The sequence below is a fragment of the Neisseria sp. HMSC066H01 genome (assembly GCF_001837375.1).
Lineage (GTDB): Bacteria > Pseudomonadota > Gammaproteobacteria > Burkholderiales > Neisseriaceae > Neisseria.
The window spans coordinates 102,596-118,133 of record NZ_KV832193.1 but is presented as its reverse complement, the minus strand read 5'-3'; the positions used below and the strand labels follow the sequence as shown (position 1 = coordinate 118,133).

12 protein-coding genes are annotated in these 15,538 nt (G+C 50.5%); 6 read left to right on the top strand and 6 right to left on the bottom strand.

The window, feature by feature from the left end:
* Positions 1-28: 28 nt before the first annotated feature.
* On the bottom strand, positions 29-529 hold the full coding sequence (locus tag HMPREF2551_RS02985; protein WP_049344991.1) for a hypothetical protein: 501 nt from the start codon (positions 527-529) through the stop codon (positions 29-31).
* 181 nt (positions 530-710) lie between these two features.
* Between HMPREF2551_RS02985 and polA the strand changes: the two genes are divergently transcribed.
* The 4 genes from polA to HMPREF2551_RS02965 all read left to right on the top strand — a co-directional run bounded on the left by polA (position 711) and on the right by HMPREF2551_RS02965 (position 9,649).
* Positions 711-3,506: a DNA polymerase I gene (gene polA, locus HMPREF2551_RS02980; protein WP_070837065.1), complete on the top strand. Its 2,796-nt coding sequence runs from the start codon at positions 711-713 to the stop codon at positions 3,504-3,506.
* A 9-nt stretch (positions 3,507-3,515) separates the two neighbouring features.
* Entirely contained in the window at positions 3,516-5,009 is a 1,494-nt protein-coding gene (locus HMPREF2551_RS02975; RefSeq protein WP_070837063.1) for an EVE domain-containing protein, read from the top strand.
* 185 nt (positions 5,010-5,194) lie between these two features.
* Positions 5,195-6,163 carry an SEL1-like repeat protein gene (locus tag HMPREF2551_RS02970; RefSeq protein WP_070837061.1) on the top strand — a complete coding sequence of 323 codons (969 nt, stop codon included), beginning with the start codon at positions 5,195-5,197 and terminating at the stop codon, positions 6,161-6,163.
* Between the two features lie 198 nt (positions 6,164-6,361).
* On the top strand, positions 6,362-9,649 hold the full coding sequence (locus tag HMPREF2551_RS02965; RefSeq protein ID WP_143128508.1) for a DUF2339 domain-containing protein: 3,288 nt from the start codon (positions 6,362-6,364) through the stop codon (positions 9,647-9,649).
* Positions 9,650-9,735: 86 nt separating this feature from the next.
* Here the strand turns inward: HMPREF2551_RS02965 and HMPREF2551_RS10690 are convergent, their stop codons facing one another.
* The 5 genes from HMPREF2551_RS10690 to dndC are packed head-to-tail and all read right to left on the bottom strand — an operon-like array spanning position 9,736 to position 14,731.
* Entirely contained in the window at positions 9,736-10,296 is a 561-nt protein-coding gene (locus HMPREF2551_RS10690) for an FtsK/SpoIIIE domain-containing protein (RefSeq protein WP_283122410.1), read from the bottom strand.
* Positions 10,185-11,333, bottom strand: a complete 1,149-nt coding sequence (locus tag HMPREF2551_RS02960) for a hypothetical protein (protein WP_283122403.1) — start codon at positions 11,331-11,333, stop codon at positions 10,185-10,187. The genes HMPREF2551_RS10690 and HMPREF2551_RS02960 overlap by 112 nt, the downstream gene beginning before the upstream one ends.
* 11 nt (positions 11,334-11,344) lie before the next feature.
* Entirely contained in the window at positions 11,345-13,396 is a 2,052-nt protein-coding gene (locus HMPREF2551_RS02955; protein ID WP_070837057.1) for an AAA family ATPase, read from the bottom strand.
* 1 nt (position 13,397) lies between these two features.
* Positions 13,398-13,622 (bottom strand): DNA modification system-associated small protein, encoded by a 225-nt coding sequence (locus HMPREF2551_RS02950; RefSeq protein ID WP_070606192.1) that lies wholly within the window; start codon positions 13,620-13,622, stop codon positions 13,398-13,400.
* Complete coding sequence (dndC, locus tag HMPREF2551_RS02945; protein ID WP_070606190.1) at positions 13,619-14,731, bottom strand: DNA phosphorothioation system sulfurtransferase DndC; 1,113 nt, start codon at positions 14,729-14,731, stop codon at positions 13,619-13,621. Before dndC ends, HMPREF2551_RS02950 begins: the two co-directional genes overlap by 4 nt.
* A gap of 67 nt (positions 14,732-14,798) precedes the next feature.
* Here dndC and HMPREF2551_RS02940 point away from each other — a divergent pair, with 67 nt between their 5' ends.
* Positions 14,799-15,050 (top strand): helix-turn-helix domain-containing protein, encoded by a 252-nt coding sequence (locus HMPREF2551_RS02940; RefSeq protein ID WP_004518984.1) that lies wholly within the window; start codon positions 14,799-14,801, stop codon positions 15,048-15,050.
* The gene (locus HMPREF2551_RS02935) at positions 15,047-15,523 is read left to right on the top strand and encodes a hypothetical protein (protein ID WP_063068390.1); all 477 of its coding nucleotides are present in this window, start codon (positions 15,047-15,049) and stop codon (positions 15,521-15,523) included. The genes HMPREF2551_RS02940 and HMPREF2551_RS02935 overlap by 4 nt, the downstream gene beginning before the upstream one ends.
* The last annotated feature ends 15 nt before the right edge of the window (positions 15,524-15,538 follow it).

Genomic DNA, 15,538 nt, shown 5'->3' with positions numbered 1-15,538 from the left:
GTTTGTTTCATTTGGTATGGCGGCAGTCTTAAACTTCATTTGCCTGCTGCACAATCTTCGCCAGTTTCAAAGTATTTTCAAGCTGTTGCAGCACGGTGTCGTCATATGCCGCGCCTTTGCCGGTTACGGCGAGTTGCAAGATGCTGTCGGTGAGGCGGACGATGCGCCACATCAGTTCGCGTTCGTATTTTTTCAAATCGTCGAGGTCGGCTTCTTCGGGCAGGTCGGCGGCGAGCGTTGCGCCTAAGTCGGGAAGCTGTTCAAACAACCTCGCCACGATATGCGAATGCACTCCGGCCTGTTTTTCAGCGTGCAAGATTTCGTGTTTCGCCGCTTGGAAAAATTGCTCCTGCGCCGTCAGTGCGGAGCTGTAATCGCGTGTCTGCGTATGCGCCAAGCGCGCCAGTTTGAGCAGTTCGCGGATTTTTTCAGACGGCGTATTCGCACCTTCGATTTTGAGTTCAGCAATAAAATCAGCATCTTCCTGAGTGATGCGCACACTAATTGGGATACGGTTCGTTGCATTCATATTCGTTTGCTTTGGTTTGTATTCATTTGAATACAAATATACAAGATGGGATTCTGAGGCGCAATACCTGAAACCGTATATTTATGTAAACATCAGGCCGTCTGAAACTTGATTTTCGGTTTTCAGACGGCCTTTTCCTTTATAATCCGTACATTATTTTCATACACACAGCAGGTTCTCCATGTCCAACAAACCCACTCTCCTTCTCGTTGACGGTTCTTCTTATCTTTACCGCGCCTATCATGCTATGGGGCAGAATTTGTCCGCGCCCGACGGTGCGCCGACAGGGGCGATGTATGGCGTGTTGAACATGCTGCGCCGGCTGCGTGCGGATTATGTGCATGACTATTGCGCAGTGGTGTTTGACGCTAAGGGCAAAAATTTCCGCCACGAGATGTTCCCCGACTATAAGGCGACGCGCCCACCGATGCCGGACGATTTGCGCCCGCAGGCGGAAGCTTTGCCGGATTTGGTGCGCCTGATGGGCTGGCCGGTGTTGGTGATTCCGCAGGTGGAAGCGGACGACGTTATCGGCACTTTGGCTAAGATGGCTGGCGAAGCAGGGTGGAACGTGGTGGTGTCCACCGGCGATAAGGACATGGCGCAGTTGGTGAATGAGCGCGTGACGCTGGTGAACACGATGAGTGGCGAAACGCTCGACATTGAAGGCGTGAAGGAAAAATTCGGCGTGCGCCCCGACCAAATCCGCGATTATCTCGCGCTGATGGGCGACAAGGTGGACAATGTGCCGGGCGTGGAGAAGTGCGGCCCGAAAACGGCGGTGAAGTGGCTGGAAGCCTACGGCTCGCTGGCCGGTGTGATGGAACACGCTGCGGAAATCAAGGGCAAGGTCGGCGAAAACCTGCAAGCTGCGCTGCCCCAACTGCCGCTTTCGTATGATTTGGTGACGATTAAAACCGATGTGGACTTGCACTCGGAGCTTTCAGACGGCCTCGAAAGCCTGCGCCGCACTTCGCCGAAATGGTCGCAGCTTGCTGTCGATTTCAAACGCTGGGGCTTCCGCACTTGGCTGAAAGAAGCGGAAAGCCGTATGCACGAAGCGGCGGACGGCGATTTGTTCGGCAGCGATACGATAGGCGAACAGGCGGCGTTGGACATGGAAACGTCGTCTGAAAAAATCATAGAACATGCCCCCGCCCCCAAAAAGCTGGATTATCAAGCCGTTACCACCGAAGCGCAGTTTGCCGCCTTGTTGGACAAACTGTCTCAGACGGACAAAATCGGCATCGACACGGAAACCACATCCTTAGACGCGATGAACGCCGCGCTGGTCGGCATCAGCATCGCGTTCCAAGCAGGGGAGGCGGTTTACATCCCCGTAGGACACAGCCTGACTGCCGCGCCCGAACAGCTTGATTTGCAAGACGTATTAGGTCGTCTGAAACCGCATTTGGAAAACCCCGCCCTGAAAAAAATCGGGCAAAACCTCAAATACGACCAACACGTTTTCGCCAATTACGACATCGCCTTGAACGGCATTGCCGGCGATTCCATGCTCGCTTCCTATATTATTGAGAGCCATCTCGGACACAGCTTGGACGAGTTGTCCGAACGCTGGCTCGGCTTGGAAACCATTACCTACGAATCGCTGTGCGGCAAAGGCGCGAAGCAGATCGGTTTTGCCGACGTCGCCATCGGGCAGGCAACCGAATACGCCGCCCAAGACGCCGATTTCGCCCTGCGCCTCGAAGCGCACCTGCGCGCGCAAATGGATACCAAGCAGCTTGAAATGTATGAAAAAATGGAGCTGCCCGTCGCGCAGGTATTGTTTGAAATGGAACGCAACGGCGTACAAATCGACCGCGCCGAACTCGCCCGCCAAAGCGCAGAACTCGGCGCCGAACTGATGAAGCTCGAACAAGAAGCCTACGCCGCCGCAGGCCAGCCGTTCAACCTCAACTCGCCCAAACAGCTGCAAGAAATCCTGTTCGACAAAATGGGCATCCCCACCAAAGGCCTGAAAAAAACCGCTAAAGGCGGCATTTCCACCAACGAAGCCGTGCTCGAACAGCTCGCGCCCGACTACCCCCTGCCCAAAATCATCCTGCAAAACCGCAGCCTGGCGAAACTCAAATCCACCTACACCGACAAACTGCCCGAAATGATTTCGCCCAAAGACGGACGCGTGCATACCACCTACGCCCAAGCCGTCGCCATTACCGGCCGCCTCGCCAGCAACAACCCCAACCTGCAAAACATCCCCATCCGCACCGCCGAAGGCCGCCGCGTGCGCCGCGCCTTCACCGCACCGCAAGGCAGCGTCATCATTTCCGCCGACTATTCCCAAATCGAGCTGCGCATCATGGCGCACCTCTCCGGCGACAAAACCCTCATCGCTGCGTTCCAAAACGGCGAAGACGTACACCGCCGCACCGCCGCCGAAGTATTCGGCATCGCCCCCGAAAACGTCTCGTCCGAACAGCGCCGCTACGCCAAAACCATCAACTTCGGCCTCATTTACGGCATGGGTCAATACGGCCTCGCCAAATCATTGGGCATTGACAACATCTCCGCTAAAAACTTTATCGACCGCTACTTTGCCCGCTACCCCGGCGTCGCCGAATACATGCAGCGCACCAAAGAACAAGCCGCCGCACAAGGCTTCGTTGAAACCCTGTTCGGCCGCCGCCTCTACCTGCCCGACATCCACAACAAAAACGCCAACGCCCGCGCCGGAGCCGAACGCGCCGCCATCAACGCCCCCATGCAAGGCACCGCGTCCGACCTCATCAAACGCGCCATGATAGACGTATCCCACTGGCTTTCAGGCGACCTCATGCAAAGCAAACTGATTATGCAGGTGCATGACGAATTGGTGTTGGAAGTACCCGAAGCCGAACTGGATTTAGTGAAAGAAAAATTGCCGCAGATTATGGCGAAAGTGGACGAAGGGATGTTGAACGTGCCGCTGGTGGCGGAAGTGGGCGTGGGGATGAATTGGGAAGAGGCGCATTGAGGAAGTAGTATGTATTTTAATCGCTATATTTTTGATTGTTATCTGCAAACTGATTCAGCAAGAGAAACTAAAAACTTTTTTGAGAATTTATCTGTATGGGTAAAAGAAGAAAAATGGAAGGAAATATACTCTTATTTATTTAAGCAAGGATATACACAGGAAAGCGAAGGTTATTGGATAGAAACTTTTGTCTTTATACAAAACCTATTAGAAAATTTTTCAGATTGGGAACGTGCTGAGAATATTGAGCAGGCAATTGAAAAGTTTGAAGGATTTGTTGATTCTTTTCTTGCTGAAAGTGATAAAAAGGAATGTAGGAACAAATTGGCATGGTTAGATAGAATTTCATTTTTTTTGTATCTAAAAGACCCTGAACATTATATTCCGTACTTTTTTACTAACCGGTTTTTCTTGTTGGAAAGAGTTTTCCAGTCATTTGATATACCTTTGCCAATACTGCCAAGTAAACAAAAATACCGTGATCGTTTCTTTTACTATGGAAATTTATGCCGAGATATTTACGAATTTCGGAAAAAATATTCATTAGACTATATAGAATTAAATTGTTTTCTATATGATTTTTCGTTAAAAACCCTACCTGAATTTATCAATACCGATGAATTGCCTGATGCGATCAATATTTATATCAGCGGAGGAACCAAAGAGGATACGGATCTATTAAGTAAGAATGGAGAAAAATATCAAACTTTTTGGCAGGGAAATCCGCAAACAAAAATAGGGGATATTATTTTATTGTATAGTTTGTCCCCGTATAGTGGATTGACGGCTATCTTCCGTGCGGTATCTCCTACCTACTATGATCCATTTAGTTACTATCCTGAACGAGTTTGGGTAGGCTTTCCCATAGTCATTCCGACGATTTATTTATCTGAATTGAAAAATAATCCAGTTTGGAAAGAAAAAGGTTTGGTTAAAGCCAATATGCAAGGAGTGAATGGAAGGGAATGTACATCAGATGAATACAATGCAATCATAGAGATTTTAAAATCTAAAGACTTTGATGTTTCTATACTGCCAAAATTACCATTTTTAGACGAGCCTGATTTTGGCAATTTAAGTAATGAGCGGGATGTAGAAATTACTTTACTTGAACCATTATTGAAACAATTAGGTTTTGATGAAGATGATTGGCTGAGGCAGATGACTTTAAGAATGGGGCGTAATGATCGTGTTTTTCCTGATTATGCCCTATTTGCAAATGATCGACGTGGAGAAGAGAATGCTCGATTTATTTGGGAAGCCAAATATCGTATTGCTAATGAAAGACAGTTAAAAGATGCCTTCCTGCAGGCAAAGTCTTATGCTTTGCGTTTGGGGTGTGATGGCTTTGGCTTGGTTGCGCTTGAAGGGGTATGGATTTCAACTCGGCAAGATGACTTTAAGTGGGAGCGATTGCATAAGTTTTCTTGGAGTGAGTTGAAACAAAAAGAAAATTTTTCAAGATTGACAGGATTGGCAGATAAACGTGTATTGATTAAGTAGTTGTAGATTGAATTCAAAATATATCCAAGGTCGTCTGAAAGCCTTTCAAGGTTTTCGGACGACGTTATATTCAGCATTACTAGATTTTAAGAATTTGATTTAATGGCAGCCACTATTTCAATGGGTGTAATTAAAAAATAGTTATGGTATCGAAAATAAAAAATAAATAAGACTGGGAATATAAGATGAAATTGTTACTTGCTTGTTTTTTAATAGCTGTCGCGATTTTCCTTTTCAAGCTTATGAGGCGAAGTACGGCTAAGGAATATGCTCCTGTCCATACTCCTGATCCTATTCAAGCTATTACTCAGTTGGCAGAAGAAGGGAATGTCCATGCCCAATATAAATTAGCTGGGTTATGTTGTAATAAAGAGCCTAAAGATTATCGAAAGGCAGTGCATTGGTATATGAAGGCGGCAGAGCAGGGGCATCTTGATGCGCAATACCTTTTAATAAAGGAGTATTCTAGTTTTCTGACTAACAGGGACTATGAGCAGTTGAAACAGTGGCTGCATGTGAAGGCAGAGGAGGGTATTGTTCAAGCCAAATTCTATTTGGGTGAGCTGTATTTCCAACTGTCAGATTATGAGCAGGCATTGTATTGGTATCGTTTAGCTGGTAATCAGGGATATGGTCCTGCTATGTGCCGATTGGGGCAGATGTATGAGAATGGAACGGGTGTTGCGCAAGACTATAAACAGGCAGAAGAATGGTTTATTAAAGGCGGGCCATATGGCGATGCTCAGTGGCATCTGTTGACGATGTATGAGCATATGGCAAATGAAGGAGATATAGAGGCTCAATATAAATTGGGTTTGCAGTATCGATACGGTGGAAGTGTAGATCAATGGGATCCTTCTTTTGGTATTGATTATAAGCAGGCACTGTCTTTATTTCGTAAATCGGCGGAACAAGGACATGCCGATGCTCAGTTTCAATTGGCTCAGATGTACAATGATGGAGTAGGCGTGACGCAAAATGATGTATTGGCGATTTATTGGTATCGTAAAGCAGCAGAGCAGGGGGTTGCATCAGCTCAGTTTTGTTTGGGCATTAAGTATAAACTTGGCCAAGGTTTTCAACAGGATGACACGCTGGCTCAGGAATGGTTTGAGAAGGCTTATAGCAACGGGTATCCTCGTGAAGAGTCTTAAGGTTCAATAAGTAGTTGCTCAATAATATTAGGCCGTCTGAAAACCTTCTAAACATTTTCAGACGGCCTTTTTCTATGTCGATTATCTATATTCTATTTGCCGTATGCTTTTATTCTCGGCCTTTTGTCTCTTTTTTTCATGAATAATGTTGCCGGTGTTACAATCGGCATATTCTTATTGTTATCAAACAGGTGTTTTATGCAGTTTTTCGGCCTGCTTATTCCTATTATTATCGGCTATTTTCTTGATGAGATGGCCACGGGCGTGATTATTGGGTCGTTGTTTTGGCTGGTTGCTTGGTCGATTGCCAAACAGCGTCAAGAAGAGCGTTTGGCTGAATCTGCTACGGCAGGCGAGAGGATGCAGAAGCTGGAGCAGGAAATCGAGCTGCTGAAACGGCGTTTGTCGGTGTTGGAACATGAGGCTGTCCGTGATGAGGCGAAGGTAGGGCAGGGGCTTGAGGTTCGGCCTGTTGCCGATGTTCAGACGGCCTCTGAGCCACGTCATGTCCAGGTTGAGCCTGAGGCGGAAGCTGCGCCTGTTAAGCAGAAAATTGAAGAGGCGTTTGCCCCTTCTTTTTCTATACCTATTAATCCTGTTTCTGCCAAGGCTGCTGCTTCGTCTGAGCCTGTTGCGGAAGAAGTTGTCGGGGTGGTCGCTCCGGTTGTTGCTGAACAAGCAGGGCTGCCTAAGGAAGAGGTTGTTGTTGCTTCGATGCCGTCTGAAAAAGAAGAAGCGCCATCGCGTCAATTCGTTATCCATAAAGCTCAGTCGGAAGGCGGAGAGTATAAGTTTTCCGACAATCCGATTGTTGCTTGGTTCTTGCGCGGCAATCCGCTGTTGAAAACCGGTATTGTGGTGCTGTTCCTCGGCTTGGCGTTTTTGCTGCGCTATGCCTCCGAGCGGGTTCATGTGCCGGTGGAGTTGCGTTATTTGACTGTGGCTGGCGCGGGTTTGGCGGCGGTGGTCGGTGGCTGGAAGCTGCAAAGCCGTAAGCGTGAATATGGCTTGGTGTTGCAGGGTTTCGGCGTGGCGGTGATGTATTTGACGGCGTTGGCGGCGTTGAAACTGCATCCGCTGCTGCCTGTGTCGGTCGTGTTCGGGCTGATGGTGGCGATGGTTGTGCTGATGGCGTGGCTGGCGGTAAGGCAGAATGCGCAAATTATGGCGCAGGTTGCTTTAATCGGCGGTATGGCCGCGCCTTTGCTGACTTCAGACGGCAGCGGCAATTATTTGGTGCTGTTTTCTTATCTTGCCCTGCTCAACGGCGGTGTGGCCGCGATTGCTTGGTTTAAGGCATGGCGTCCGCTGAATCTGACGGGTTTTGTCGCTACTTTTGCCATTGCCGCGCTGTGGGGCATGCGAAGTTATACGCCGCAACATTTCGCCACTACCGAGCCTTTCCTGATTTACCACTGGCTGCTCTATACCTTTATCGCTTATCTGTTTGCACGTCGTAAGCTGATGGAAAACAGCAAAGACAGCGTTACGCCGATTGCCGACAATGCGACTTTGGAGGAGATTGGCAACAGTATTTATACACACGGCCTGCGCGTGCATGTCCTCGACCATACTTTATTGTTTGGCACGATGGCGGCGGCGTTCGGCCTGCAATACCGCATGGTAGAGCATTGGCCGTCTGCAGATGCGCTTTCTGCATTGGGTTTTGCCGCTGTTTACGGATTGGCGGCGCTGCTGCTGAAACGTCAGCAGGGTTTGTATATTTTGCGTCAGGCGTTTTTTGCGTTGGCGGTGTTGTTCCTCACGATTGCCGTTCCGCTTTATTTTGAACCGAGCAATACGGTCATTTTGTGGAGTGCCGAATCTGCACTGGTTTATTTCTTCGGTCTGCGCCAACAGCGTCCGCATATCCGTTTGGGTGCGCTGATTGTTTATCTCTTGGCGGCGCTGATTCAGCTGGGCAATTATCAGGGCTTCGGCACCGATACCGTTCTGGAAGGGCAGTGGTTTACGACGGTTGTGGTGTTGCTTGGCGGTGCGGCGATTTATTTGCTGTGGTATTTCTCGCGTCGCGAAGGTTCGGCGCAATGGGAAAAATCCGTTCAGACGGCCGTGTTGTCTGCCGCCTTGCTGTACATCTCTATTTTGCCTTTGCTCTTCTTGGCCAACCGCGGCAGCATTGTTGCTCTTTCCGCTTTGGCGGCGGCGTGGGCATTCTGCCGGCGCAAACACGAGCCGAATGTGTTCATCACTTTTACTTTGGGCAATGTATTGTTCGCCCTGTTGTTGCAAAGCAGCATTATTTATGAATCCAAAGGCTTCCTGACCCATCTGTACCTTGTTGCCGCTACACCTTTGCTGTTTGCGGCTGCCTACGCGCTGCAATATCCGCGCGTGCCGGTTGCAAGCGAAAAGCCGGAAGGAAACGAGGTTTACTTTGCGCAGGTTGCAGGCTGGATCATCCTGCTTACTGCGTTGGCAACAGGCAGCTACGCCCTTTATATGCAATGGACAGGCGAGGAAACCCTGTTTACCCAGTTGTGGTTGTGGCCGATATTTGCCAGCTTACTGTTGTTTGCCAAACGTCTGAAATGGGAAGAGCTTCTGCAAACCAATTTGGCATTCTTGCCATTGTTTGGCCTGCATTTCCTCTCCTACCATACCGAACATGCGGTGACGGCCGCCGCATCCTTGCCGCTTGTCGCCGCCACCGTGTTGAACTTCATTATTTTGAACAACTATCCGCGCCATGATCTGTCTTGGTTGCACAAACTCAATATCACGATACTTGGCGTGCTGTGGACGCTTTGGACGGCGCTGTATGTCAGCGAGCGTTTTTACGGCGTTTGGGCGCAGCTCTCATGGCTTGTCGTGCCGCTGGCGATGTGGATTGTTTTCCATACGCAACGCCACCGCGAATTTTTCAGACGGCATCAAGCCATTTATCAGTATTTTGCTATGCCGTTGTGCGCCCTTGCCGCTGCCTGTTGGATGTTGTGGACTAACTTTTCCACGCCGTTCCAACCTTCGCCGTTGCCGTATATTCCCGTGCTCAATCCAGTGGAACTTGCCAGCGCCGGCATGCTTTGGTTTGCCCTGAAATCCCTGCCTGAAGCCTTGCCGCCCGACCTTCGCCGTACTACAGCGACCACTGTCTCCGCCTTGGCATTTATGCTGATCAGCGCAGGCGTGATGCGCGTATGGCATTTCTACGACGGCATTACTTGGCGACTCGACATCATGCTCCAATCCTTCGGTCTGCAAGCTAGCCTCTCCGTCGTTTGGGCAGTAACCGCCATCATCTTGATGGTACTCGGCAACCGCCACAAACAGCGTTCCTACTGGATGACAGGCGCGACGCTGATGGGCATCGTGGTCGTCAAACTCTTCCTGATCGAGCTTTCCAACAGCGGCGGTATCGAGCGTATTGCCTCCTTCATCATCGTCGGCTTGCTGCTGCTTCTGGTCGGCTGGTTTGCACCCGTTCCGCCCAAAGCAGAGAATGATGGCAAACCTAAAGCCTAATCATTAATCCCCAAAGGAAAAGGCCGTCTGAAACCCCATTTAAGTTTCAGACGGCCTGAGACCTTTGCAAAGGATGGTTGAACAAATTATACATTATACCCGTGCAGAAAACGTGCTGCTTCATTGTTCCATTTGACCAAATGATCGCCTTTGGCCGTCAGGTTTTCAGCACCGCGCTCGCCCAAGATAATCTCGGAAGACTGGCGTTTGCCTGTTTTCAACGCAATTTTGGTCGGCAGGTTGTCACGTAGGCGGCCGCTGAGTGTTTTCGCATCGGGGCGTTGCGTTGCCAATAACAGATACATTCCTGCGGAGCGCGCTTTTTGTGCCAGCCGTACCAAATGCCCTTCTGCGTCACTGCTGACATCGATAAGGTCGGCCAGTTCGTCAATCACGATAACAACATATTTTGGACGGGCGTGCTGTGGGACTTCTGCAATATCCTTTGCAGCGTATTCGTCCATCAGGCGGTATCGTTTATCCATCTCGTCAGCAAAAGACGACAATATTTCAGCAGCTTCTTCCGCATCGCTGACTATGCGCCCCTGCCATAAATTCGGACGGTCTTTGAAGGCGGCGAAATCCGCAGAAACTTTGCAATAACACACGACGATTTCCGTTTCATTCTGAGGAGCGAGTTCGAACAGGGAAGCCAGCATTGAGCGCACCAGTACCGATTTCCCAGCCCCCGTTCCCCGCCTACCATCACATGCGGCGCGGTGGCAAAATCTTGAAACACGGGTTCGCCGCGTTCATCCAAGCCGATACACACGGGCAATCTGAACTGCCGTGCCGATGTGCGGTATTGCTGCAAGGCCGTCTGAAACTCATCTTGTCCATATTGCCGCCAAGTATCTTTCGGGCGCAAGATATTGATGTGCCAAGTGTTGGATTCCCCGTGAGTGGTGCGTCCGCAGCGCATTTCGTCATCGCCGATGCCCAATTCGGAGCAAATTTGGCTGTGGTATTTTTCCAAATCCACATAGCGGTCAAACTGCACGCGCAAGCAGTCATAGCGCACGCCGCCGTATTCAGGCTGTATCGTACCGCCTTTGCCGACTGTTTTGTCCAGTGCGGTTTTGAGTTTGATGCAGGTTTGTTCTTCCGTGCCGGAAGCGGCCGGGTGCAGGCTGCCTGAAACGGCAGGGGCAGCACCGTCCGAACCACTGCCCCGGTGTTGCGCCGCCAAGCCGGCCAGTTCGTCAAAGAATATTTTTTTGGCTTCCACGATGCTGCCGTCACAGTAGTCCAAGGCTTTCCGGTAACGTTCCTCCAGCAGTTTCGCGCCGTTGTGCCACGCCAGTTGGATATAGGCAAACAAGTGTTTTTTGGTGAATTTCCGTTCTGGCACTTCGTCAAACATGCGCTGGCTGATGTAGGCTAGCCAAAATTTTTCTTCGCCTTTTTTGCCGTTTTGATTAAAGCAGGTGTTGAACGATGCGATTTCCAAACCACCGTCCATGCTGGGTTTCTGTTCCCAATCTTTGATATTTTTGGTTTTGGCAAAGCAGAAGGCGATGCACAGCCGCGCCCATTCATGGTTCTGCATTTTAGGCAGCACGCCGTCGCTTTCGAGCTGTTTTAGGATTTTGGCTGCTTCGCCGCTGGATTTGATGTGGGTGTTTTCGGTCAGCGTTACCCAGTATTTGTCGTTGCAGATTTTGTCGTCGTCCAATTCGTACATGGCGTTTCCCTTTATTCAAAATAGGCGTGCGGGGTAACGGTGGCGCATTTTCCGCCACCTTGCAGGCTTTGCGAACGGATAAGGTAGCTTTTGCCGATGCGCCCCTGTGCGTTGAGCTTTTGATAGGCTTCGGAACCGATTTCGGCACTCTGCACCAGAATAATCACTTGGCGGTTCAGATTCATCCAGTATTGCACCAGGTTGTTGCAATGGCGCGTGTCCAAAGATGTGAGCGGGGTGTCGACCACGAAGGGGACCTGGTAGTCGGTAATTTCGGCCAGTGCGGCAATCAGGGTCAGCACCAGTATTTTCTTTTCACCGTGCGAAAGCGGCTGGAAGTCGATAGCCGTACCGTTTTGGCTGTACAGAGACAGGCTGCCGTCTTCGCCGATTTCGATGTCGCCGATTTGTTTGTCATGGGCGATTTTCTTGTGCAGGCTGCTTACGGTTTTGCGGAATGCATCCAGTTTGCTGCGGCGCAGTTGCACGGCCAAGTCGTCTATCAGACGGCATACGGCTTCGGCGCGCTCGGCCTTTTGTTGTTTGGGCAGGCTGTCTATCAGTGCCTGTTGCAGGGTTTCCCATTCGGTTTTCAGGCGGTTGGCTTCGGTTTGGCTGCGCTCGATGCTGTTTTGCGCGCCGCCGAGTTTTTGGTTGGCTTCGGCCAGCTCTTTCTGAACGCGCTCCAATTCTTCGCGCAGGCGGTCGGAATCGGCAAGGCTGTCTTCCTGCTGTTCGTAGCGGCGTTTCAGCTCGGCCAGTTTGGTTTCCTGACGGTTTTTCTCTTTGTTTAGGCTGCCGAGGTCGTTGTCAGGCGATGTGATGCGGGCGATGTTGTCGGAGGCCGCCTGAAAGCCTGCATCGTCCAAGTAATTATGCTGCATGGGGTCAGATGCATCTGGCGGCAGTTTATCGAACAGAACGTTCCATGATTCGTTCAGAGCACGTTTGAGCAGTTCGTCTTTCAGGATTTTCGGCGTCAGTAGTTCCAGCGTGTTGGGATTGGTGGAAAACGCTTGCCAGAATTCTTCCAACCGGTGCGCGTTCTGCTCTTTGCCCTGCTCGTGCAGCAGGCGGCGGTAATCACCGTGAAGCTGCGTTTTCAGGGCAGCGATATCGTTTTCAGGCAGTAGGGCAAGCGGCAAGGCTAACAAGGCTGCCTGAATGCTTTGGTTCAGTTGGGTGGTTTCGGTTTCGCACTGTTCGATTTGGGCAATCAGCTCTTTGGAATGCTGCGTGCTGCCCGCGCCCCGCAACCGCATCTGCAAGTCGTCCTGCCGAGTTTCGGCTTCCTGCTTCTGCCGCTGCCACTGTTGCAGGGTTTCGGTATGACGCGCCAACTCTTCAGAGGCAGCCTGAAAACGGCGTTCGGCTTCAGAAAGCTGCTCTTTCTGCCTGCCACCCGCCTTTTCGCTGTATAGCTTCTGCCCGTATTCCCTCACGTCTGCCTGCAAGACTTTAAGCAGGTCGATGCCCAAAAGTTTGTTCAGCGCACTGCTCATCCAGCCGCCTGCGCCGAACTGTTTGGCGATATTGACCAGCTGTTCCCCGTCAAAAAAGAAAAACGTGGAATATTCGGACGGCAGGCCGTAATCTTCCAGATAGTCTTGGATTTCTTCGCCCGAAATGGGGTGCAGGCTGCCTTTGTCGGACGAATACAGCATCAGTTCGTTAAACTCTTCCCGATAACGGCCGTGATGGTCGAAATGCCATTTGCGGACGATGCGGATGCCCTGTTCGTCGAACGTGCCGGTTTTCATCAAATCCATTTCTAACACCATCTCGTAGGATCTAGCCATTTGGGCGGCGGCTTCCTTGTACAGCGACTGACTGATGAAGTCATGGTATTTGAATTTGCTGTCGCCCAGTCCGGCGCGTTGGAAATTGGCAATCGCGTCTTTGTCGTACAGGCACAGGTAAATCGCTTCCAGCAGCGTGGTTTTACCGTGCCCGTTTTCCGCCCCGACCAAAATCAGGTTTCGCCCTTTTTCAGGTGGGGGAAATTCAAATTCGGCTTCGGCGTAGGATTTGAAATTTTTCAGTTTTATCCGTTTGATATACACCTTATTCCCCCCATAAATCCTGTTGTTCGAAGATTTTGTCCAGCTTCTGCTTCATGCCGCCGTATTTGTCACCCTTGCGCCGCACCTGACGCGCCCAAGCAAGAAGCTCCGCCGCCGCTTCCATTTTGACATTGTGTTTTTTGGCGGCCACTTCCAGCAAATGGCGCGCGTCGTGGTCGCGCCACAGCAGTAGGTCGGCAATTTGTGCTTCGGTTTCCGGGTTCATCGTCTGTCTCCTTGTTTCAAAATATCTTCCGTCCAAATCTGTTTGATTAGGTCGATTTCGTCCTGCGAAATCAGTTCTTCGCCGAAAGCAGCCTGCACTTTTAGCAGCTTCGCCAGCATTTCCTGCCGCGCCTTGATGGTGAACGGGCCGGGGATGTGTTTGCCGCCTTTGAACGTAAGTTTTCCGTTGCGCCGTTCGGCCTGGCGGTATTCGGGTTTGTTGCGGATGTCCACCAGCCAGTCGCGGTATTCGATTAACGGTGTGAATTCGGTTTTCCCCGCATCCACAAATCCTTGCAGGCTTCTATCTTTATTGACCACCGTACACGTCCAACAGCCGAAACGGCTAGAGTTGGTGCCACAGCCAGGGGCTTCTTCCTGCGACAGTACAATCGGGCATTCGCCGCCAGCGGCTTCGCGGTAGAGCTTGATTAAATCGCTGTGTGCGCCTCCCCAGGGCGGGTCGTTGGCAGCAAGGAATTCCCACACGTCGTCGGTACTCAAATCGACAATCGGTCGGTACACCAACGCGTTTTTCAAATCACTGTGCGGAGTCAGATTGCTGTTTTCCAAGTTTTGGTGGCTTTCGATACTTGCTTTGCGGGTGGCAGATTCGTCTTTGCGCACGCCCAGTACGATGATGGCTTTGCCGTTTTCGTTTACTTTTTGCAGGATGTAGCCGCTAGTAGGCTGGATTTTCAGGCGGTCGGTGCACCAGCGCATTGAGCGGTTGGGCGTGGGGTAGCCTTTGCCAATGAGTAGCGTCCAAAAGGTGTCCTGCAATTTCGGCACGGTGATTTCGCCGCTGACGGGCAGCCTGAAAATTTCAGCGGCACGCAGAATTTCTGCCAAAGATTGGCGCATGTGTTTCACTACCAGCGGGCTTTCCACCAGCGTGTCGTTGGAAATGAAGAACACCTGCCGCGTCCGCAGCATCGGCGGCAGCGAAAGCAGCATGTCAAACACCAAATGGGCGACAAGGGTGCTGTCCTTGCCGCCTGAAAAGGTAACAATCCAAGGGTAGTGCTGCGTTTCGCTCAAATATTCTTCAGTGATGTTTTGGCGTATAGCGTCGAACGGGTTGGCAGGGTGTATGGGTATTACGGTCATTTTTATACATATTTCTTATTTGCACCTAAAACAGGTGCATGCGTGATTGTACCTAAAATCGGAGCGCATGAGAAATATTCGTTTGTCGGTACACTCTGCCGAACACACCTATTTGCGACAACTCCTTATCCGCAGAAGATTGGATTTGGGGTTGTCGCAGCGTGCATTGGCGGAACGGATGAATGTGGTGCATTCGTTCGTAGGAAAAGTGGAAACAGGTGACAGGCGGCTGGATATCTTTGAGTTTATTGATTATTGCCGCGCATTGAATTGGCAACCGGAGGAGGTATTGCAAAGTTTGCAGAAGGAAGCGGTATGAAAGATTTGGCAGCATTATTAAAATATGCGGAACAATTCCGCAGCCTGCATACAAGTTTTACACAAGCAAACAACCGTGCCCCGCATAAATTCATCCTTCTATACAGTTTATGCCTGCTGTATGAATCAGGCAGCCTGCACACAGAAAAAATTGATTTTTCGGATACGCTTTTGGAAGAATGGCAGGCAATATTCAGACAGCAATGGCAGCGGTGGGTGGCAAACGCATACCACCAAGAAAATTTCGGCATGCCGCTCTACCACATGAGGACCGAGCCGTTTTGGTATTTTTGTGTCAAACCTGGTATGGAAGATGCATTCGAACAAAAAAACCGCATGAAGGCTTTATCCAGCCTGCGTCAAACTGTTTCGGGCGTAGAAATCGATGCACTACTCGCACGGCTGCTTCGGCAGGCCGAAACGCGGGTGGTGCTGCAGGATGTGCTGTTGGCACAATTGTTTGAAATCTTATGAGCAGGGAAACGAGTG

Coding starts and splice junctions, on each gene's coding strand:
- HMPREF2551_RS02985 (WP_049344991.1), bottom strand. CDS start 529: ATGAATGCAACGAACCGTATCCCAATTAGTGTGCGCATCACTCAGGAA.
- polA (WP_070837065.1), top strand. CDS start 711: ATGTCCAACAAACCCACTCTCCTTCTCGTTGACGGTTCTTCTTATCTT.
- HMPREF2551_RS02975 (WP_070837063.1), top strand. CDS start 3,516: ATGTATTTTAATCGCTATATTTTTGATTGTTATCTGCAAACTGATTCA.
- HMPREF2551_RS02970 (WP_070837061.1), top strand. CDS start 5,195: ATGAAATTGTTACTTGCTTGTTTTTTAATAGCTGTCGCGATTTTCCTT.
- HMPREF2551_RS02965 (WP_143128508.1), top strand. CDS start 6,362: ATGCAGTTTTTCGGCCTGCTTATTCCTATTATTATCGGCTATTTTCTT.
- HMPREF2551_RS02960 (WP_283122403.1), bottom strand. CDS start 11,333: ATGTACGAATTGGACGACGACAAAATCTGCAACGACAAATACTGGGTA.
- HMPREF2551_RS02950 (WP_070606192.1), bottom strand. CDS start 13,622: ATGAACCCGGAAACCGAAGCACAAATTGCCGACCTACTGCTGTGGCGC.
- dndC (WP_070606190.1), bottom strand. CDS start 14,731: ATGACCGTAATACCCATACACCCTGCCAACCCGTTCGACGCTATACGC.
- HMPREF2551_RS02940 (WP_004518984.1), top strand. CDS start 14,799: ATGAGAAATATTCGTTTGTCGGTACACTCTGCCGAACACACCTATTTG.
- HMPREF2551_RS02935 (WP_063068390.1), top strand. CDS start 15,047: ATGAAAGATTTGGCAGCATTATTAAAATATGCGGAACAATTCCGCAGC.